Source organism: Spirosoma sp. KUDC1026, assembly GCF_013375035.1.
Lineage (GTDB): Bacteria > Bacteroidota > Bacteroidia > Cytophagales > Spirosomataceae > Spirosoma.
This window is the reverse complement of the sequence record NZ_CP056032.1, coordinates 4,777,366-4,796,956: the sequence shown is the minus strand read 5'-3', so window position 1 is coordinate 4,796,956 and position 19,591 is coordinate 4,777,366. Positions and strand designations below refer to the sequence as shown.

General features: G+C 51.3%; 18 protein-coding genes. 5 read left to right on the top strand and 13 right to left on the bottom strand.

The genetic code is table 11. From position 1 onward, the window contains the following. Positions 1-66: 66 nt before the first annotated feature. Genes bcp through HU175_RS20050 form a run of 3 tightly spaced genes read right to left on the bottom strand, consistent with a single transcriptional unit; the run spans position 67 to position 3,314 of the window. A complete protein-coding gene (gene bcp, locus HU175_RS20060) occupies positions 67-516 on the bottom strand; it encodes a thioredoxin-dependent thiol peroxidase (RefSeq protein ID WP_176568269.1) in 450 nt (149 codons plus the stop codon). A gap of 50 nt (positions 517-566) precedes the next feature. Beyond that, positions 567-2,660 carry a M23 family metallopeptidase gene (locus HU175_RS20055; protein WP_410528568.1) on the bottom strand — a complete coding sequence of 698 codons (2,094 nt, stop codon included), beginning with the start codon at positions 2,658-2,660 and terminating at the stop codon, positions 567-569. A 42-nt stretch (positions 2,661-2,702) separates the two neighbouring features. Then, positions 2,703-3,314, bottom strand: a complete 612-nt coding sequence (locus tag HU175_RS20050; protein WP_176568268.1) for a fumarylacetoacetate hydrolase family protein — start codon at positions 3,312-3,314, stop codon at positions 2,703-2,705. Between the two features lie 207 nt (positions 3,315-3,521). Here HU175_RS20050 and HU175_RS20045 point away from each other — a divergent pair, with 207 nt between their 5' ends. Then, positions 3,522-4,340, top strand: a complete 819-nt coding sequence (locus HU175_RS20045) for a M48 family metallopeptidase (protein WP_176568267.1) — start codon at positions 3,522-3,524, stop codon at positions 4,338-4,340. Positions 4,341-4,419: 79 nt separating this feature from the next. Here HU175_RS20045 and sucC read toward each other — a convergent pair whose 3' ends face one another. After that, positions 4,420-5,637: an ADP-forming succinate--CoA ligase subunit beta gene (gene sucC, locus HU175_RS20040; protein WP_176568266.1), complete on the bottom strand. Its 1,218-nt coding sequence runs from the start codon at positions 5,635-5,637 to the stop codon at positions 4,420-4,422. Positions 5,638-5,783: 146 nt separating this feature from the next. Here sucC and HU175_RS20035 point away from each other — a divergent pair, with 146 nt between their 5' ends. Then, positions 5,784-6,440, top strand: coding sequence for an ABC transporter ATP-binding protein (locus HU175_RS20035; protein WP_176568265.1), 657 nt, complete (start codon positions 5,784-5,786; stop codon positions 6,438-6,440). 367 nt (positions 6,441-6,807) lie between these two features. Here the strand turns inward: HU175_RS20035 and groL are convergent, their stop codons facing one another. Together groL and groES are read right to left on the bottom strand one after the other, a co-directional pair. Next, positions 6,808-8,445 (bottom strand): chaperonin GroEL, encoded by a 1,638-nt coding sequence (gene groL / locus HU175_RS20030; protein ID WP_176568264.1) that lies wholly within the window; start codon positions 8,443-8,445, stop codon positions 6,808-6,810. A gap of 102 nt (positions 8,446-8,547) precedes the next feature. Continuing rightward, a complete protein-coding gene (gene groES, locus HU175_RS20025; RefSeq protein ID WP_012925587.1) occupies positions 8,548-8,844 on the bottom strand; it encodes a co-chaperone GroES in 297 nt (98 codons plus the stop codon). Between the two features lie 247 nt (positions 8,845-9,091). Between groES and HU175_RS20020 the strand changes: the two genes are divergently transcribed. Further along, a complete protein-coding gene (locus tag HU175_RS20020) occupies positions 9,092-9,799 on the top strand; it encodes a hypothetical protein (protein ID WP_176568263.1) in 708 nt (235 codons plus the stop codon). A gap of 65 nt (positions 9,800-9,864) precedes the next feature. Here the strand turns inward: HU175_RS20020 and secG are convergent, their stop codons facing one another. From secG to HU175_RS19985, 7 genes are all read right to left on the bottom strand, one after another. Then, entirely contained in the window at positions 9,865-10,284 is a 420-nt protein-coding gene (gene secG, locus HU175_RS20015; RefSeq protein WP_176568262.1) for a preprotein translocase subunit SecG, read from the bottom strand. A gap of 56 nt (positions 10,285-10,340) precedes the next feature. Then, positions 10,341-11,171 carry a hypothetical protein gene (locus tag HU175_RS20010; protein WP_176568261.1) on the bottom strand — a complete coding sequence of 277 codons (831 nt, stop codon included), beginning with the start codon at positions 11,169-11,171 and terminating at the stop codon, positions 10,341-10,343. A 59-nt stretch (positions 11,172-11,230) separates the two neighbouring features. After that, the gene (lptE, locus tag HU175_RS20005) at positions 11,231-11,785 is read right to left on the bottom strand and encodes an LptE family protein (protein WP_176568260.1); all 555 of its coding nucleotides are present in this window, start codon (positions 11,783-11,785) and stop codon (positions 11,231-11,233) included. Then, on the bottom strand, positions 11,775-13,127 hold the full coding sequence (locus HU175_RS20000) for a sigma-54 interaction domain-containing protein (RefSeq protein ID WP_176568259.1): 1,353 nt from the start codon (positions 13,125-13,127) through the stop codon (positions 11,775-11,777). The genes lptE and HU175_RS20000 overlap by 11 nt, the downstream gene beginning before the upstream one ends. 5 nt (positions 13,128-13,132) lie before the next feature. Beyond that, complete coding sequence (locus HU175_RS19995; RefSeq protein ID WP_176568258.1) at positions 13,133-13,576, bottom strand: nucleotidyltransferase; 444 nt, start codon at positions 13,574-13,576, stop codon at positions 13,133-13,135. Positions 13,577-13,746: 170 nt separating this feature from the next. Next, a complete protein-coding gene (gene miaB / locus HU175_RS19990; protein WP_176568257.1) occupies positions 13,747-15,219 on the bottom strand; it encodes a tRNA (N6-isopentenyl adenosine(37)-C2)-methylthiotransferase MiaB in 1,473 nt (490 codons plus the stop codon). A gap of 193 nt (positions 15,220-15,412) precedes the next feature. After that, a complete protein-coding gene (locus HU175_RS19985) occupies positions 15,413-17,941 on the bottom strand; it encodes a BamA/TamA family outer membrane protein (protein WP_176568256.1) in 2,529 nt (842 codons plus the stop codon). Between the two features lie 56 nt (positions 17,942-17,997). Here HU175_RS19985 and HU175_RS19980 point away from each other — a divergent pair, with 56 nt between their 5' ends. Beyond that, positions 17,998-18,753 (top strand): TrmH family RNA methyltransferase, encoded by a 756-nt coding sequence (locus HU175_RS19980; protein ID WP_176568255.1) that lies wholly within the window; start codon positions 17,998-18,000, stop codon positions 18,751-18,753. Between the two features lie 171 nt (positions 18,754-18,924). Then, positions 18,925-19,530: an RNA polymerase sigma factor gene (locus HU175_RS19975; protein WP_176568254.1), complete on the top strand. Its 606-nt coding sequence runs from the start codon at positions 18,925-18,927 to the stop codon at positions 19,528-19,530. Positions 19,531-19,591 lie beyond the last annotated feature (61 nt).

Below are 19,591 nucleotides of genomic sequence, written 5' to 3'. Positions count from 1 at the left end.
CAGGTACGGATGCCTACGTCCGTATGGGGTTACTACGAAGGTGAGAAAAGCGGAATAGGCTCCGCGTTACTGTAAAAGCTGTGCAGCGTGCTGCTTGGTATCAACTTTGGTGATTATCTCGGCAATAATACCATTTTCATCGATGACAAAAGTAGTTCGGACAATACCCATGAACTTCCGACCGTACATCGACTTCTCCTGCCAAACGCCGTATGCCTCAACAAGCTGCTGATCCGTATCGGCAAGTAACGGAAAAGGCAGGCTGTATTTACCGACAAATTTCTGGTGCGAAGCCGCGCTGTCGGTGCTAACGCCCAGTACTTCATACCCAGCCGACTGGAGGGCTTCGTAGTTGTCGCGCAGGCTGCAGGCCTGGGCTGTACAACCCGGTGTATCGTCTTTGGGGTAAAAATACAGGACCACTTTTTTGCCCCGAAAGTCTGACAGACTAATAGGTTGCCCGTTCTGGTCGGTACTGGTAAAGTTAGGGGCAGGATCGCCAACAGCTAAGCTCATAGAAATAGAAAGAAAAATCGTCCGGAATAATACCGATTTCGAATAAATGATTACCGTCTTCGGCGGCTTCTGACAGGTGCTTTTTTCTTCACCACCGCCCGTTTCTCGCCGATGATTTTACTGGCGGAACCAATGTTCCCAACCCGGTCTTTCACCTGAACCAGAACCTCGTCTCCGATTTCGAACGGCGTTTCCGGGTCCAGTTTGTCCGACCAGATCAGGGCGCGTTTGTAATCGTACTGCATCAGTACCCACTCGCCGTTGACCAGCGCCCGGAAATCGGCAATGCCCGACAGGTTGTCTCGTATCCGCGCCGTAATACCGGCGGGCGTAGCGCTTAGAATCTCGACCGTCGGTGGCGTAGCATCCGTAATCAACTGGAAACGTCCCAGCGACCGGGTTTTAAATTCGATACGTCCTTTGTTCCATTTGCCCCCCACAAAACTCGGCCGGCCGCCACTCACCCAATAGGCTTTGGTCCGCATGGTATCAATCGCGATGGGATAATTTGGCGTATGCTCAATAGTCAGGAAATCGTTCAGCGGGATGATCGACTGATTAACTTCCAGACCCCCGCCCGGCATGTCCCGTACGCTCAAATGCAACGTATCGAACAGGGTGCGTGGGCTAAATTCCAGCCGGTTACCGCCCTCGGTTACGGTTTCGGCCTTGCCGGGATAAATCTGTTTCTTGAAATGCGTCCGCACCGACCGCTGACCAAAAACAACCGAATCCGGCAGCGATTTCCGTAAATCGATCAGGTAAACCGCCTGATTATTTTTGGCGTAGCTGGCGGGTAAATCCGTCGAGGTACGACCGATAAAGAGTTTGGCAACGGGTGGATTCGCGGCCGGTACGTTTTTAACCGTTAGCTTCAATACGTTCTCGTCCGTCACAATCGTTGCCGTTGGCTGCCCGGTGATGGGGGAGGGAGCGGGGGCAACTTCATCGTCTTCCTCTTCTGGGTTGACCAGCGAATCAGTCTGTAAAGCGGTTGGTGGCGTAGCCGCAACTTCGGGTTGAATCGTAAAGGTGAGCTGGGCCGACTGATCAAATGCGTCGAACAACGTTAAGGTAACCTGGTGCGGCTTACCATCCAGCAGGGGCAAACGACCCCGGTAAGCGGCATTGCTGGGTAGTTTGTACAGATTTAGAATGTTGCCATCGGCAACGTAACCCCGGTGGTAACGCTGGCCGGTTGTCTGCTCAACTTCGTAGTTTTCGTGCAGGTTCATGTAGCGAGTCTGCTCGTTCGGAAAACTGTTCATGTTGTAGGCAAACACTTCCCGTCCGTCGAGCTTAATCTCCAGGCAGCTAATCCCGTTGCGGTAGGGCGAGCCACTTGTTTTATCGTACGCCAGTACTTCCATACCAATCAGGCCCGATGCCGTGATCGGCTGCGTAATAACATACGTACCGTCGGGCCGACGCGTTGGCACGAGGCTGATCCGTTGGTACTCGCCATTGACCCGCGACGTAGCCGTCATTGTCTTCAGGGCTACCCGCTCGAAGTAGGGCGGCACTTCATCCTTGATTTCGGGAAAGCCGTACAGTAGTGGATTGATCAGATTGTCCTTGGCATCGCGCACTTCAAAGTGCAGGTGCGGGCCTCCTGAACCGCCTGTGTTACCTGAGGCTGCAACGACATCTCCTTTTTTTACCGGAAACTGATCGGGTTTGAAACGCAGGTCGATCTCGAACGTTTTGCGGGCATACTGTTGCGCCCGCAGGTACGTACCGAGCGTGTCTTTCAGCGTCTTCAGATGGCCATACACCGTCGTCAACCCGTTGGGATGCTTGATGAAGATTACGTTGCCGTAGCCGCCCGTAAACACGGCAATCCGCGATATGTACCCATCAGCAGCCGCGTGAACATCCAGCCCTTCCCGCCCGCCCGTGCGAATGTCGATTCCAGCGTGGAAGTGATTTGGCCGCAGGTCGCCCATCCCGCCCGACAGCGAGTTGAGGTTGCCCGGCATAATGGGAAACAGAAAATAACCGGGTGGTACCATCGAACCCGCCAGTTTGCTGGACGGCACGACGGGCGTATTACCCGGCGACTGCGGTGGTGTACCGGTCTGGCCGAATACGGCCCCGAGACCGAGCCAGCCGATGACCAGACTATAAACTAAGAATCGTTTCAAAAGCAATAAATTTGAAGCCACAGAGGACGTAACGAACAGGCGTTATTTTACGTCAATCTCCAGCATTTTTCGGTCTTCGATGTAAGCAGTAAGCCGATCGCCAATCTGCACGGGGCCAACCCCCTTCGGCGTACCCGTGAACAGAATGTCGCCCTGCTGCAGCAGAAAGTATTTTGAGACAAACGAGATCAGGTAATCAACCTTGAACAGCATCAGGCTGGTGTTGCCCAGTTGGCGGGTTTCGCCGTTGAGATCCAGCCGGAAGTTCAGGTCCTGTAGATCAGCAAAATCCGTCTTTGGAATAAAGCCCGAAACAGGAGCGGAGCCGTTAAACCCTTTGGCCAGCTCCCAGGGAAGCCCTTTCGCTTTCAGTTTGCTCTGTACATCGCGGGCTGTGAAGTCAACGCCGATGCCGATTTCATCGTAGTATTTATGGGCGAACTTCTCATCAATATTTTTGCCGACCCGGTTAATCTTCACCAGAATCTCTACTTCATAGTGAACGTCGTTCGAGAAGCTGGGGTAGAAGAATGGTTCGTTTTTTAGCGGAAGAGCCGTTTCTGGTTTCAGAAAAATGACTGGATCGTCGGGTTGTTCATTGTTAAGTTCCTGAATATGCTCAACGTAATTGCGGCCAACGCAAATGATTTTCATGTTAATAAAAGCTGGGTAAACCTGCGTTTGTGGGATCGACTACCAATATTCTGACCCGTGATTAAACGAATCAGACTGCCGCAAATCTAAGGCTTAAAGACAGCTTGGAAGAACCCGTACGGGAAAATTTAAACAAATTCGGTTCGTTACGGGTCATGTACTGACAGAAAACCATTCCAAATAAATACTCAGAAAAATCAGGTAAAAATGAAAAAAGCACTCATAGGCATGTTGGTCCTGGGCATCGCAATCAGTAGTTGCGAACGCGTTCCTATCACCAATCGGCGCCAGCTTACTTTTGTTCCAAATGATCAGATGCTGGCCTTGAGCAGTACGCAGTACAAACAGTTCATCGATACCAGCACCGTGGTACGTAACGGCGACGCCGAGATGGTAAAACGGGTCGGTATGCGAATTCGACAGGCCGTTGAAAAGTATATGAACGAGAACGGTTACGCCAAACGACTGGAAGGCTTCAACTGGGAATATAATCTGGTGCAGGACCCACAGGTAAACGCCTGGTGTATGCCCGGTGGAAAGATCGTGGTTTATACCGGGATTTTGCCGTATACCAAAAACGAAGCTGGTCTGGCAACCGTAATGGGCCACGAGGTATCGCACGCTATCGCCGAACATGGCAACGAACGGATGAGCGAAAGCTTAGTAGCGAATGGACTGCTGCAGGTTGGACAGGCTTATATTGGCTCTCAGGCCCAGCAAAGCACTACAACCAAAGCGCTGTTCATGCAGGCCGTGGGCGCTACCCTGCCGGCTGCGTATCAGGTTGGTCGTGCTTTACCCCACGGCCGGAGCCAGGAATTGGAAGCCGACCATCTGGGGCTGATTTTTATGGCAATGGCAGGCTATGACCCACGGGAAGCCGTACCGTTCTGGCAGCGTATGGCGCAGGCGGGTGGCGGTAACAAACCACCAGAGTTTCTGTCGACCCACCCCTCGGATCAGCGCCGGATCAACGACCTGCAAAAGCTGATGCCTGAAGCACTGAAATACTATACCGGTCGTTAGTTAGTCCACTACGTCCTGAAACAGAGAGGGCACCTTCGCGCGAAGGTGCCCTCTCTGTTTATCACAAGAAACGTATTGCTTACAGATTAGCAACAACCTGTTTTACTTTCTCAGCGGCTTCTTTCAGTTCAACGGCCGACTGTACTTTCAGACCTGATTCGTCGATGATTTTAGCGCCTTCGGCTGCGTTGGTTCCCTGCAGACGAACGATGATCGGAACAGGAATGTCGCCAATCGCTTTGTACGCTTCAACAACCCCCGTTGCTACGCGGTCGCAGCGAACGATACCACCGAAGATGTTGATCAGAATGGCTTTTACATTTGGATCTTTCAGGATAATGCGGAAACCGGCTTCCACCGTTTTCGCATTGGCACCACCACCTACGTCGAGGAAGTTGGCCGGCTCACCACCCGATAGTTTGATGATGTCCATCGTTGCCATCGCCAGACCAGCACCGTTCACCATACAACCAACGTTACCGTCCAGTTTGACGTAGTTCAGGTCGTTGGACGACGCTTCTACTTCGAGAGGGTCTTCTTCGGCTACGTCGCGCAGGTTCGCCAGATCCGGATGACGATACAAGGCGTTGTCGTCCAGATTCACTTTCGCGTCAACTGCCAGGATTTTATTGTCCGACGTTTTCAGCACTGGGTTAATCTCGAACATCGACGCGTCGGTGTCCACGTACGCTTTATAGAGGGAGGTCACAAATTTGACCATCTCTTTGAACGCTTCGCCTTCCAGACCCAGTCCAAACGCTACTTTGCGCGCCTGGAAAGGCTGCAGACCAACGGCCGGATCAATCCACTCTTTAACGATTTTCTCGGGCGTATTTTCGGCAACTTCCTCGATGTCCATACCACCTTCGGTGCTGGCCATAATGACGTTGCAGGCTTTAGACCGGTCGAGCAGGATGCTGATATACATCTCTTTCGGCTCCGAAGCGCCAGGGTAGAATACGTCCTGAGCCACCAGAACTTTGTTTACTTTGCGGCCTTCAGGACCCGTCTGGTGGGTAACCAGTACGTTGCCGATCAGATTTTTGGCGATATCCCGAACGTCGTCAACGGATTTAGCCAGGGCAACACCCCGCTGTTCCGAACCGACAATTTTGCCCTTACCGCGTCCACCGGCGTGAATCTGTGATTTAACGACCACAAACTTCGACCCGGACTGCGCCATAATCTGTTTGGCGGCTTCTACGGCTTTCTCGGGTGACTCGGCAACAATGCCTTCCTGAATACGGACGCCGTATTTCTTCAGAATTTCTTTACCCTGATACTCGTGTATGTTCATGACAACTGCAACAAGGAGTGTTGGAAATCGTATTTTTGTGGGCAAAGTAAGTGAATTATCTTGGCTTTGTCGTTGCAGGAGGGCACTTTGTCCAATAGTCCACTGTCTTTAAGGCTCCAGCGTGTCATTATATAAATCGTTTTAGCTTGTCTCTACTCAAAACTACCGCCCTGCGCCGGCAATACGGCGAGCTGCCCGTCCTGAAAGGAATCGATCTCGCGGTCGAGCCGGGTGAAGTGGTATCCATCGTTGGCGCGTCGGGGGCCGGGAAAACGACCCTGCTTCAGATTCTGGGAACACTCGATCGCCCTGATTCCGGCGAACTGCACATTGCCGGCGAGAACGTATTCGCGCTGAACGACCGGCAGCTGGCCCGTTTCCGAAATGAGCAGATCGGGTTTGTCTTCCAGTTCAATAACCTGCTGCCCGAATTTACGGCGCTGGAAAATGTCTGCCTGCCGGGCTACATTGCGAAGAAAGATGAGAAAGCTGTCCGGCAACGGGCGGAGTCGCTGCTGACGACGCTGGGCCTGCAGCACCGGCTCAATCACCTGCCATCGCAAATGTCGGGGGGAGAACAGCAACGGGCGGCCGTAGCGAGGGCACTGATCAACGAACCGGCCATTGTTTTCGCCGACGAACCCAGCGGAAACCTGGATTCACACAACGCCGAAGAATTGCATCAACTCTTCTTCCAACTCCGTGACGAGTTCGGTCAGACGTTCATTATCGTAACTCACAATGAAGCGCTGGCGGCTCTGGCGGACCGTACGGTAACTATTCGGGACGGTGTTATAATTTAGGTACATATACTCAAAACCAGCCTAAATGTTTTGGTTTTTCAAAATTTTAATCGTTTGAAAATCAAAGAGTTAATTTCTTTGATTAAAATTATTTTAAAGTGGTGAATTAATTTTCGAGATTTTTGTTTTATAATTGTATCGAAAAGAAAAGTTTTTCATAACGTTGAGTAAATCAGAAAGCCAAGAGAGTATCTCGCTTGGCTTTTTTTATTGCCCAAAATTTGGCGTTTAAAATTGCTCAGTCGCTTAGTTAAACGTACTCCGAATGATGCATAACCATCAGACAGACATTCTTTTAAGAAAGGCATAAACATAAAAAAACCCCGGCCGTTGGACCGGGGGTTTTTTTAATCGTTGGGGCTGAGACTTACATCATGCCGCCCATGCCACCGCCCATTCCAGGAGCACCGCCACCGGCTGGAGCTTCTTCTGGTTCGTCAGCGATCACACATTCGGTCGTCAGCAGCAGACCGGCAATCGACGCTGCATTTTCCAGCGCCAGACGGGTTACTTTCTTCGGATCGATTACACCAGCAGCGAACAGATCTTCAAAGCTGTCGTTTTTAGCGTTGTAGCCAAAACCACCCTGACCATCTTTCACTTTGTTGACGATAACTGAACCTTCGCCACCAGCGTTGGCAACGATTGTGCGCAGCGGAGATTCCAGAGCAACACGGATGATGTTAACACCGGTTTTTTCGTCTTCGTTGATCGTATTAACGTTGTCCAGAGACGAGATCGCCCGGATCAGGGCAATACCACCACCCGTTACGATACCTTCTTCAACGGCAGCGCGGGTTGCGTGCAGCGCATCGTCAACGCGGTCTTTCTTTTCTTTCATTTCTACTTCGGTAGCAGCACCGATGTAGAGGATAGCTACACCACCCGACAGTTTTGCCAGACGCTCCTGCAGTTTTTCACGGTCGTAATCCGACGTCGTGTTTTCGATCTGCGCTTTGATCTGGTTAACCCGGCCTGTGATATCTTCTTTCTGACCAACACCGTTAACAATCGTGGTGTTGTCTTTGTCGATCAGGATTTTTTCAGCCTGACCTAAGTAATCGATCGACGCGTTTTCCAGTTTGAAACCACGCTCTTCGCTGATCACCTGACCGCCGGTCAGGATAGCAATATCTTCCAGCATCGCTTTCCGACGGTCGCCAAAACCAGGAGCTTTCACGGCGGCAACTTTCAGCGCACCCCGGATTTTGTTAACAACCAGCGTAGCCAGTGCTTCACCATCGACATCTTCAGCGATGATCAGCAGGGGACGGCCGGTTTGAGCAACCTGCTCCAGAACGGGCAGCAGCTCTTTCATCGACGATACTTTCTTTTCCGAAATCAGGATGAACGGACGGTCCAGATCAACCTCCATTTTCTCCGTGTTCGTGACGAAGTAAGGTGACAGGTAACCGCGGTCGAACTGCATACCTTCAACGGTTTTAACTTCCGTTTCGGTACCACGTGCTTCTTCAACCGTGATCACACCTTCTTTACCTACTTTTTTCATGGCTTCGGCAATCATGGTACCGATTTCGTCATCGTGGTTAGCCGAGATAGTAGCTACCTGCGCGATTTTACCGAAATCATCACCAACGGTTTGTGCCTGCTCAGCCAGATTAGCCGTTACAGCCGTTACCGCTTTGTCGATACCCCGTTTCAGGTCCATTGGGTTGGCTCCAGCGGCTACGTTTTTCGCGCCGATCGAGTAGATCGCCTGCGCCAGAACGGTAGCTGTGGTCGTACCGTCACCAGCTGAATCAGCTGTTTTCGACGCTACTTCTTTCACCAGTTGAGCGCCCATGTTTTCCATGGCGTCTTTCAGTTCAATTTCTTTAGCAACCGTTACACCATCTTTGGTGATGGCTGGCGAGCCAAATTTTTTGTCCAGAATTACGTTCCGGCCTTTAGGACCCAGGGTTACTTTCACCGCGTCGGCCAGGGTATCAACACCCTTTTTGATACGCTCGCGGGCTTCGGTATCGAAAAATATTTTCTTAGCCATTGTTGGTTAATGATAAATTATGGATGATTAGAAAAAAGAGATAAGATGTAAGAAAAAAGATACGTGTGTCTTTCGTCTGTACTCTACTGGTCTTTTTCTAGTTTACAGAATTGCGAAAATGTCAGATTCGCGCATGATGAGGTACTCTTTTCCGTCTACGGTGATTTCCGTACCAGCGTATTTGCCATACAGTACCGTATCGCCTACCTGAACCGTCAGTGGCTCATCTTTCTTACCTGCACCAACGGCTACGACCGTACCACGCTGGGGTTTTTCCTTTGCCGTATCAGGAATGATGATCCCGAACGAGGTTTTTTCTTCTGCCGGAGCGGCTTCTACCAGCACCCGGTCGGCCAGCGGTTTCACGTTCACTTTAACGCTTTCCGTTTCTGCTACCATGATTGAGAGTTGATTAAGGTTACTGTTTTTTGTTTGGTTCGTTAAACGACACTGTCCCGTTGCCAATTACTGTGCCAACCGCTAACTCTGTCATAATTGCCGGTTTTTGGCTGACATTTTGCTAGTTTTTAACTCACGGTTACTTCGTGTTGCTCGCAACTAAATTTTGCGAATAGAATTTGGTTGTGCCTGCTGCTTTCCGTAGATTGATCTAGTGTATTCGTCAACACAACCTGCTCAATACTGCATGAAAAAACTGACCTCCGATTGGTTCACGCAAAACTGGCTTGACGCTGAATACCAGAAATATGTCGTAATGGCATATCTCCAGTCCGTTCAGCAGAACTTCACGGCAAACAAACTCGTCCCGGACCTGCCTGATTTACAAAACCATTACGAGACAGGTGTCCGTTTTTCGCGGGGCAAAGGTACGTTAAATGCTGCGTTTCCCAAGCGAATCAGTCGGGTAACTGGTCCACCGCCCCGGATTGAATACAAATCCGAAAGCGCTGACGATCCGTTACTGACGGAAATCGATACCGTAATCAATTTTGCCCTGCCCCGGTTTCAGCGGATGGTCTCCGAGGGGCAGCAGCGCTGGGCCGACATTGCCGGTAACCTGACGCTGGCCCCCATCGGGCTTATGCCGCTGCATCCCGCCGAAGGGTATCTGCTGGTGCACACGGGCAGCGGAAACGAAACGCAGGTGTATTCGTTTGCCATGACGTTCTACTCCGATCGGGAGCCGGGCGGACGGATGGTACGTCTAACGTATGTCGAAGCCGTGCGCAAAAGCCTGGCGACTACGTTCGAGAACATAAAACTTGATCTAATCCGGCGGCATCGGCACCTGCCCAATCCAGCTACGTTCATGCTGGAAAGCCAGCATATGTACCCGATGCAGGAAACCCTGCTGCCCATTGCCCGACAACTGCTGGCGCAAGCTGTAGCCTGAAACGACGACAAACAAAAAAGCCGCTCCAGTACTGGAACGGCCTCTTTGCGTATCGAAAAAAGATCTTATTTCTGCGGGGTAAGCGCTGACGTCGAAGCACCTGGCGTTTGTGCACCTGGCGCTGCCTGACTAGGTGCGGCACCCGTAGCAGCACTAGGGGCTGGAGCGGCAGCACCTGGAGTTGGGGCAGCTGCGCCTGGTAACGTCTGAGTTTGAGCGCGGTCAACGTTTACGCTGTTGATGCCACCTCCCTGCGTACGGTCGACCAGCATATACGAAGCCAGCGACAGGACCATCAGGCCGATACCCAGGCCCCAGGTGATTTGCTCCAGGAGGTCAGTCGTTTTCTTAACGCCCATGAGCTGATTGGAGCCAAGTCCGCCAAATTCACCCGTCAAACCACCACCTTTGGAGTTCTGAACAAGCACAATCAGAATCAACAGGACTGTAATAATGCAAATGATGACAATAGTTGTCGTTACCATGAAAGAAGGTTCTAAAAAATTCGGTTAATGCTTTGCTGTTGGATAGAAGCAGTTAATCAGTTACCTGAGCTGGTTCGTGCCGCTTCTATTTCAGAGATTTTTGCCGCAAAGTACGCTTTTTTTGCGGGACTTTTAACTATCAGTTGCTGATAGATTTCAATGGCTTTGTCGGTTTTTCCCTGTTTCAGCAAAATTTTTGCAAAAGTTTCGGTTACCAGACCGTTAGTAGCTGGCTGATTACGCTTGGTTAAGTCTTCCTGATTGAAGGATTCTCCCGATTTCAATCCCACGCGGGAGATGCTGGGTTCGGCTTTGATGAAGCTATCGATTAAGTCAAACTGCTGCTGGCGCTGCTGGGCCAGTAAATCTGGCTCCGAAGGGGCTGGTTCAACGGCGACGATCTGAGAAAGTCCTTCCTGTAGCTGAGTTTCGGTTAGTGTTGGATCTTCGGGTTGGGGTACTGTCTGGGGTTCGGCAGCGGTAAAATAACTGGGCAATTGAAGTAATGTTAATCGAGGAATGGTGGCATTCAGGCCTGTTTTTGCCTTAAACAGAGCATAACTTTCCTGCTGGTAGTCGTCAGGAATGGCGACATGACCGGCCGCTAGTTCATTCAGCTTCGACAGTAGATTTTCTGACCACTGAAATTCGTTATCGATCAGCTTCCGCAGCGCGTTACGGCTCAGCGCATGCACAGCCGCCTGCCGAATGCTCGACACCGCCTGAGGTCGAATATGCGCCGAGGCAACCTTGGCCGTCAGCGTATATAGGGCCTGGCAGTAGGGATACGTCTGTATACTGTCCTGCAACTGCGAAAAATCGGTTGGGGTAAGATCGTCGGGGTGGGTTACCCAGTAGGAAAAGGTCTCTTTATCAAGTGCCTGCATAAGAGAGGGAGCGCTACGGTGATTCGCCGGTGGCAAGGTACGTTTTTTACGATTCCGATCTACCAGTCAGCCGCAGTCTTGTTAAAAACGTCGAGAACGATCTGATCCAGAATGATCGGTACAATACGGCTTTCGTTCTGGCTCAGGGTCTGGTTTTGCGGAAAGTCTTGGTAGAAGGAAAAAGGCTGCTCGAAGTTTTTCGTTTCGTCCTTGTTGTTGTAAAAGCGCACTGTTACAGTGATCTGCAACCGGTTAACCCCCGCCTGATCCTGCGCTGTCGGGGCAACCGCCAGCAGTTCGTAGCCAGTGATATTGCCCTCCAGCAGCATATCGCCGTTGGCGGGCAGTACTTTCAGGTTAGTATAGCGCTGGTAGTACTCCCGCAGCTTTTCGTTGAACGTCAGGGGCAGGTTGGCAGGCCCCCCGGCGGTAGCCAGCGTAAAGTTGTTAATCGTTACGCTCTTAATGTCAGGGGAAAGGGTGGTACCCGAAAATGAGTAGATCCCACAGCCGGATAACGATGTTGCCAGCGCCAGTATCAGCAAAAAATAAAGGGGGCTTGGGTAACGTAACACTACACCACGGCGCCGTAACCGGACCCGATTAGTCTTCATCAATTTCGTACTGCTTAATTTTTCGGTATAACGTTCGTTCGGAAATACCAAGCGCCTGAGCAGCATATTTCCGTTTGTTGTTGTTGCGTCGAAGCGCTTTCAGGATCATCTCTTTCTCCTGCCGTTCGAGCGAGAGCGAATCATCTTCTTCCGTCTCGTGGGTAACATCTTCCACCTCCGTTACGTCGTTGATATCGCCGTCAACCTCATCGTAGATCTGAACGGGGGGATGACTACCGTACGTTTCTGACGGGGGCGGAGTTTCGGAACGATTGACTGGGCTTCCTGACGGAAGTAACCGGGCCAGATTTGTATCACCCGCCGGCCGATTGTCGCCGTCGGACGGAATAGAATCGAACAGATCTTTATGATTGTTCAGAATCTGCCGACCATCCTGTTCGCTGCCCAAGACGTCGCGGACGAGTCGCTTCAAATCGTTAACGTCCCGGCGCATATCGAAGAGAACTTTATACAATAGTTCACGCTCGGAAATGCCGTCGCTGCCGTTCGTATGTGGAAACAGCGCCAGTGTCTGGCTGGTTGGCTGCGACTGAGGCAGGTAGCGGGCCAGTGTATCAGCTTCGATGGGTTTGTTCTGTTCCGATTCCAGAATAGATACCTGCTCGGCGATGTTTTTCAGCTGCCGGATATTACCGGGGAACGGAAAACTCATCAGGACCTGCTTGGCGCCATCGGTCAATTGCAGCGGTTTAATGCGATACCGCTCGGCAAAATCGGTCGTGAATTTCCGGAACAGTAGTTCGATATCCGTGCCACGTTCACGCAGGGGTGGTACGAAAATAGGGACGGTGTTAAGCCGGTAATACAGGTCTTCCCGGAATTTACCCTTGGCGACAGCATCCATTAGGTTGACGTTTGTGGCGGCAACAACCCGTACATCCGTCTTTTGTGTCTTGGAAGAACCGACGCGGATGAACTCGCCGTTTTCCAGCACGCGCAGGAGCCGGGCCTGCGTACCGAGCGGCATCTCGCCGATTTCATCCAGGAAAATGGTACCGCCGTTCGTTGTTTCGAAGTAGCCTTTGCGAGCGTCGACGGCACCCGTAAACGAGCCTTTTTCATGACCGAACAGCTCCGAGTCGATGGTGCCTTCCGGAATAGCTCCGCAGTTGATGGCAATAAACTGGCCATGTTTCCGGGCGCTCAGGCTATGAATAATTTTCGAAAATGATTCTTTACCACTGCCGCTCTCGCCTGTAATCAGGACCGTCAGATCGGTGGCCGCCACCTGCATCGCTACGTTGATGGCGTAGTTGAGAGCAGGTGCGTTCCCGATTATACCGAAGCGCTGTTTGACGCTTTGAATTTCTTGATTGTTCATTCGTGTTAGGGCAGATTCTCTAAATCACCAATGTCTTTTCCTCGACCCGTTGCTGCTTTATTGATTTTTAAATCATTGATGTGAATGAAGTTTACCAACAGGCCGTCAAGGTTTGCTTTTACACTTCTGGAAAAGCAGACATCAAACGTCAAACCAGTTACAGAAGTAAGAATGTCTATACGATTCGGTTCGTAACCAAGCTGAATAACTATATCTTCCTGCTGTAAATCAATTGTTGTAAGCCCTATAGATGCAAAGCCAAAGTCTTCCAATACCTGGATGACTCGTTTTGCATTATTCGTAGAAATTGCAATCCACAGGTCGATGTCACCCGTAAACCTTGGTCGTCCATGAAAGGCTACCGCATAACCACCAACGACCAGATATTCAACTTCGTGAACGTTTAATAATTCGATAAACTCTCTGAAATCCTGGTTGAGCGACAGCATATTGTTTGCGTAACTGTTCAACGGCCGAAATTCGTTCGGTTGGGCTTTTCGTTAACCAGTATACATGCGCAGGCGGGTCTTCTGTCTGCTTACGTATGATAAAGGCCGACTTATCTAATCGTTCCATTTCGTTTTTGATCGTCTGGATTCCATCACAAAGCTAGATGCCGTTACACCACTTCGCCCCGTAGTGTAGCCGACGTGCATTCGGTAACCAGCACGTTGACGTACTGACCTTTCTGGAAGTTGCCTTTTGGGAATACGACCATTTTGTTCTGGTCATTCCGGCCACAGAGGAAATCGTCTGAACGTTTGGACGGGCCTTCAATCAATACACGCTGAACCTGACCGATATGCCGCTGGTTCCGGGCCGACGAATGCTGCAGCTGCTTGGCGATAATCTCGTTCAATCGACGCTTTTTAACGTCCTCCGGAATGTCGTCCGCGTATTTTTTTGCCGCCAGGGTACCCGGCCGCTCCGAGTAGGCAAACATGTACGCGTAATCGTACGTCACGTAATCCATCAGCGACAGCGACTCTTGGTGTTCTTCTTCCGTTTCGGTGCAGAAGCCCGAAATCATGTCAGTCGAGATGCCACAATCTTCACCCAGAATCCGACGGATGCTGTTGATTTTTTCGATGTACCAGGGCCGGTCGTACGTCCGGTTCATCAGCTTCAGTACCCGGCTGTTGCCACTCTGCGCAGGCAGGTGGATATAATTACAGATGTTATCATAGCGACCCATTGTGTAGAGCACATCGTCTGTAATGTCTTTCGGATGTGAGGTCGAAAAGCGAACCCGCAGGTCGGGGTGAATCCGGGCCACCATTTCAAGCAGGTGAGCGAAGGTCGTGAGCGAGGGGGCTGGGGTTTGGGGCGTAGGATTCTGTATAGATTTTACGTCGGGCCCTTCGCCCTCATCCCCCTGCCATTTATACGAATCCACATTCTGCCCGAGGAGAGTTACTTCGCGGTAGCCCCGGTCGAACAGGTCCTGTGCTTCACGGACGATGCTGTGTGGGTCGCGGCTACGTTCCCGGCCCCGCGTGAACGGCACAACGCAGAAACTGCACATATTGTCGCAGCCCCGCATGATTGACACAAAGGCTGTTACGCCGTTGGAATTCAGACGTATAGGGGAAATATCGGCGTAGGTTTCCTCCCGAGAAAGAAACACGTTCACCGCTTTCTGCCCCGACTCCGCTTCCTCAACCAGCTTCGGAATGTCACGGTACGCATCGGGCCCGGCCACGATATCGACGACTTTCTCTTCTTCCAGCAGTTTCGTTTTCAGGCGCTCGGCCATACAACCCAGCATCCCTACCAGCAGTTCGGGTTTTTGCCGTTTCAGGCCGGTCAGGTGTTTGAGCCGATGGCGCACTTTCTGCTCAGCGTTGTCGCGGATGGCGCAGGTATTCAGAAAAATCAGATCGGCGTCTTCAGCGGTAGACGTTGTGGCGAAGCCCGCATTCCGCATGACGGCCGCGACGATCTCGCTATCAGCGAAGTTCATCTGGCAGCCGTAGCTTTCGATGTACAGGCGTTTTTTGCCGACAGCTAGTTCTTCCTCCGAAGTACGGGGAAGATCAATTTCTTCTTTATCAGTCGGTTGTAAGATAGCTAGATCGGTGAAGCGTTCCATATGGACTATATTAAGCCAGGGCAGAACAGCAGATAACCCACGTAATGCGAGTTGTCTGTTGGTAACGACGGGCTGTCAGTTTCAAAATTGAATAACAAATTTACGAGAAAGGCCGGAAAGTTCTGCCAAAATGACAGCTTCAGGCCGTTAATTTCTCTTAAAAGAGATCAATTAGAACGTAGTAATTGAGGTTTTAAAACGGATAGCCAATCCCGAAATTGATTGTCAATGGGTTAGGGCCGCTCGACAATTGACGTAGTGAAAACTTGGGCAGCAAAAAACGTTCGTCAACCAGCTCGCCATTTTTGAGATACTGACGGGCGGGGTCCCAAACCTTGATCCCCCCGTCGAACCGAATCACGAAAAAGGAGAAATCGACGCGGAGCCCTACTCCGGTTCCTACGGCAATCTGGGGAACGAATGTGCTGAGTTTGAAGACATCACCGTAGCGGTTCGGGTTGTCACGAATTGTCCAGACGTTACCCGCATCCACGAACAGTGCCCCATTAATGTCGCCCCCGAAGTGAAACAACCGGCCACGGAGTTCGGCGGATGCTTCGATGAGCATATCGCCCGGCTTTTCGAAGGTATAGGCAAACTGTTGCGGATACCGTGGATTCAGTATCGGTGTACGAGGCTGACCGATTGGGAACTGTGGTAATTCAGCCCCCGGTCCTAATCGGCGTGGCAGCCAGCCCCGGATACTGTTGCTACCGCCCGCAAAGAACAGTTTTTCGTAGGGGGCCGTCTGCCCTGGTCCGTATCCGTACACCAGCCCCGTATTGAACCGGAACGCTAATGTGGTACGCGTCTTGATCGGTACGTAGTGTCGATAATCGAAACTGAATCGTAGAAATTTATAGAACTGCAGTCCCGTTACGCTCGTATCGCTCCAGCGCTCAATAGTACGATTAGAGAAAAGATTAAGCGTTGTTCCGCCCGATTCCACAGCGCTACGAAAAAAGTTAGACCGGCGATTCTGCCCCTGCACGTTGGTATTATAAGTGTACGCAAAGCTGAAACTGGAGCTTAGCGAGCGCCGGAAGCTGAGGTAAACGGTACTTCCCAAGGCCTGCTGCTGTTTAAGTTGCTCCTGAAAAGCCTTACCAAAGTCAGTGTCGAAGCTGGCGTTAATCAGGTTGATGTCAGCGATCAAAAGACTGAACTGCTTGGCGGGTGTCGTTTGCCAGTTGTAGGCCATCGTACTCCGCAGCAACGACCGTTTATAGTCCGGCCGGATCGTGTTGTTAAAGCTGATACTAAGCTGAGTTCGTGGATTGTACGAGTTGAAGCGGAAGCGCCAGCGACCGGGAAACAGCATCTGCGGAAAAATCAGCGACGTAATGGCTCCGAACTCATTCGAAGGATAAGGTTTCTGGCTGCCCGCCTGATCGGTGGCAAAGCCGGTCTGGTATTCAAGGCCGTAACGAACGGTCGCTTCGAAGGTTTCCAGCCCGCCAAACAGATTGCGCACCCGGAACGTAACGTTCGTAAACGGGCCGGGCTGTGCCTGCGATAGGACAAAGAGTCCTCCTTCAAGCGTTGTTTCGTATTTGTCGAGTGGCGTAGCCGTAATCAGCGTACGTAGCTGTCGGTTTGTCGAATCGACGAAGTTGAGGTTGATGAGCTTAAACTGGTTGAGCAGGAAGAGGTTCCGCTGCGTGTTCCGGTAATTGCTCTGGCTGTATAAGGCACCGGGCCGAAGCAGAATTTTGCCGTCTAACAGCCGCGTTGATATATTTCGTTTCTCCAGAAAATAAGTAACCCCGTTCCGGGTCACCGTATCCAGGCGGCTGATCTGTGTTGCTAAAGCAGCCACATCGGCATCGGCGTTGGGACTAATCCGGACGTCGACGTCGCCAAAGTGAAAGATCGGATGGGCAAGCTGGTTCGGCGGATTGAGAATGTCTACTCGTACGCTGACAGGGCGCCGAACAGCACTGTCGGCCGCCAGTCGGTCGAGGCTATTCCGGTTGGTGTCGACATCGGTTGCGCGGATGTACTGGCGGGAAAACAGGTAATAGCCCTGGTCACGCAGTAATGACTCAATTCTGACCCGTTCGGCAGCCATATTGTCGACATCGTATCGATCGCCGACGCGAAGCTGACTGGCGTTGAGCGACGCGCGCACCAGCGAATCCACGCGGGGATCGGCGATGGAATACAGGATTGTCCGGAGATGGAACCCGGCATTTTCTTTTATCTGGTAGTTGGCCCGAATCTGTCGCCGACGTAACGTATCAAGCGAGTAACTGGTCTGCGCGTTAAAGAATCCCTTGTCAACCAGGAACCGCTGCATCTTGGCAGCATTTGTCCTTGCATCGCTTTCAACAAAATAAGAGGGCTGCTCCCCCAGGTTCCGCATGAGCCAGTTGCCTTCTTCGGCTTTCTGGCGCAATCGCTTTGCTTCGCGGCTAAACCGACGATTAAGGCGCTTTAAGGCTTTGGGCTGATCGGCCAGTTGCTGACTTTGCTGCTCGAATTCGTTAGTTTTGGCCTCCAGTTCCCGCAAAACAGCGTCGTGGTTGTAGGAACGGAGCCCAAGCTGGTAAAACCAGAGGGGAGGGGTGATCGGAAGCCCCAGAATCCGGCGGTTGGGTTTCTGGGGAATCAGGCTTTCGAGCTGCTCGTCCGAAATGGCGTCGTTACCCCGAATGATCTGAGCGGTGAGCAGATAGCGGTTATTGCCGAACTGTCGGGAACTAACGCAGGCCGAGAACATGACCGTTAGCACCAGACCGAGACATAACGTGAGCCTTACTGATTGACCGTTTATCAATGTTATCTAAGAATCAAATCAAATATATACAGTCGCTGCATCAGAAAAAATACCGGCAGCAGCATGGTGCGTTTCTGGTTGAAGGCGCCAAGAGCGTTCAGGAAGTATTGCAGTCCGATTTTCAGACAGAGCTGCTGATTGCAACCGAAACGTTTTACAAAGAAAACAGCCACCTCACAGACGGCCAACGAACCCCCGTTGAAATTGCATCGGTCGCCGATCTCGAACGGGCCGGTACCCTGGAAAGCAACAATGCCGCTATCGCCGTTGTTAGAACGAAAGAAAACCGGCCGTTAGCCGTAACCGATCACGAACTGGTCCTGATTCTGGACGATATCCGGGATCCGGGCAACCTGGGCACCATCCTGCGGATTGCGGACTGGTACGGGATTCGAAAAATTATCTGCTCCGAAACAACAACGGATGTGTATAACCCGAAAGTAATTTCGGCCAGTAAAGGCTCGTTTACCCGCGTTGCCTGGTGGTACGGTGATATCGTGACCTTTTTACGCGAGCAGCCGTCGAAACAATCGGTATACGGCGCTTTTCTGGGCGGAGAGAACGTGCACCAGCTTGCGTTCTCGAAAGGGGGCTACCTGATCATGGGTAACGAATCGAACGGGATTCGCCCGGTGGTCGAGCCGTACGTAACCCAGCGGGTCACGATCCCGCGTTACGGGGAAGCCGAGTCGCTGAACGTAGGTATCGCCACCGCTATTCTGCTGGACAACTGGCGCCGGGAAACAGCGCAGTAAAAAATCTTTGAGAGTCAGCGTATTACTTACGTACATGCTGCAAGCCTAGAAGCGGTATTTTCTTACGGTATAGACAAGCCGTAACCATATTAATGTTTGTTTATTGCCGGATAGGCGGGTGTTTTGTTGGCTAATCCTTATTTTTACGTTCATTCTTTAAAATAAGTTGCGTTGAATCGTCAGCATCTAATCGAGGAAAACCAGCATCTACTATCTCTCTGGCAGCAGGCGCAGGCGGGAGATAAGATGGCTTTTTGTCGGTTGGCTGAATCACAGTACCGGTCTATGTTTCGGTACGCTACCAATTTCACGTCGGATACGGACTTTATTAAGGATACGATTCAGGAGGTGTTCATCAACATCTGGGAGAAGCGCCAGACCATCACGATCCAGTTTGTTGCCGTTTATTTCTTCAAATCGCTGCGAAATCAGCTTTTTCAGGAATTTCGCCGGAGTAAACCCAGCCTTTCCTCTTTGGAAGCCGACGAGCTGGGCGAGCTGTCGGACTGGCAGACCATCGAAGGCAACATTACGCAGGAGGAAAGCGAATCGGAGAGTCAGCTTAAACTCCGGCAGGCGGTCGATTTGCTGCCCAAGCGCCAGCAGGAAGTCGTTTTTCTGAAGTTCTACAAAAATCTGGACAACGAACAGATTGCCGACCTGATGGAAATTAACCGACAATCAGTCGCCAACCTCCTGTATCGGGCGCTTACTGCGCTTAAGGGACAGCTTTCTTCGTCCATCGGCTTTCTGTTCGCCATTATTCAGACGCTATAGGCAGTTAATATGCTATCTTATTAAAAGCCTATTTAATAGGTTAATAATTAAATTTTTGGGG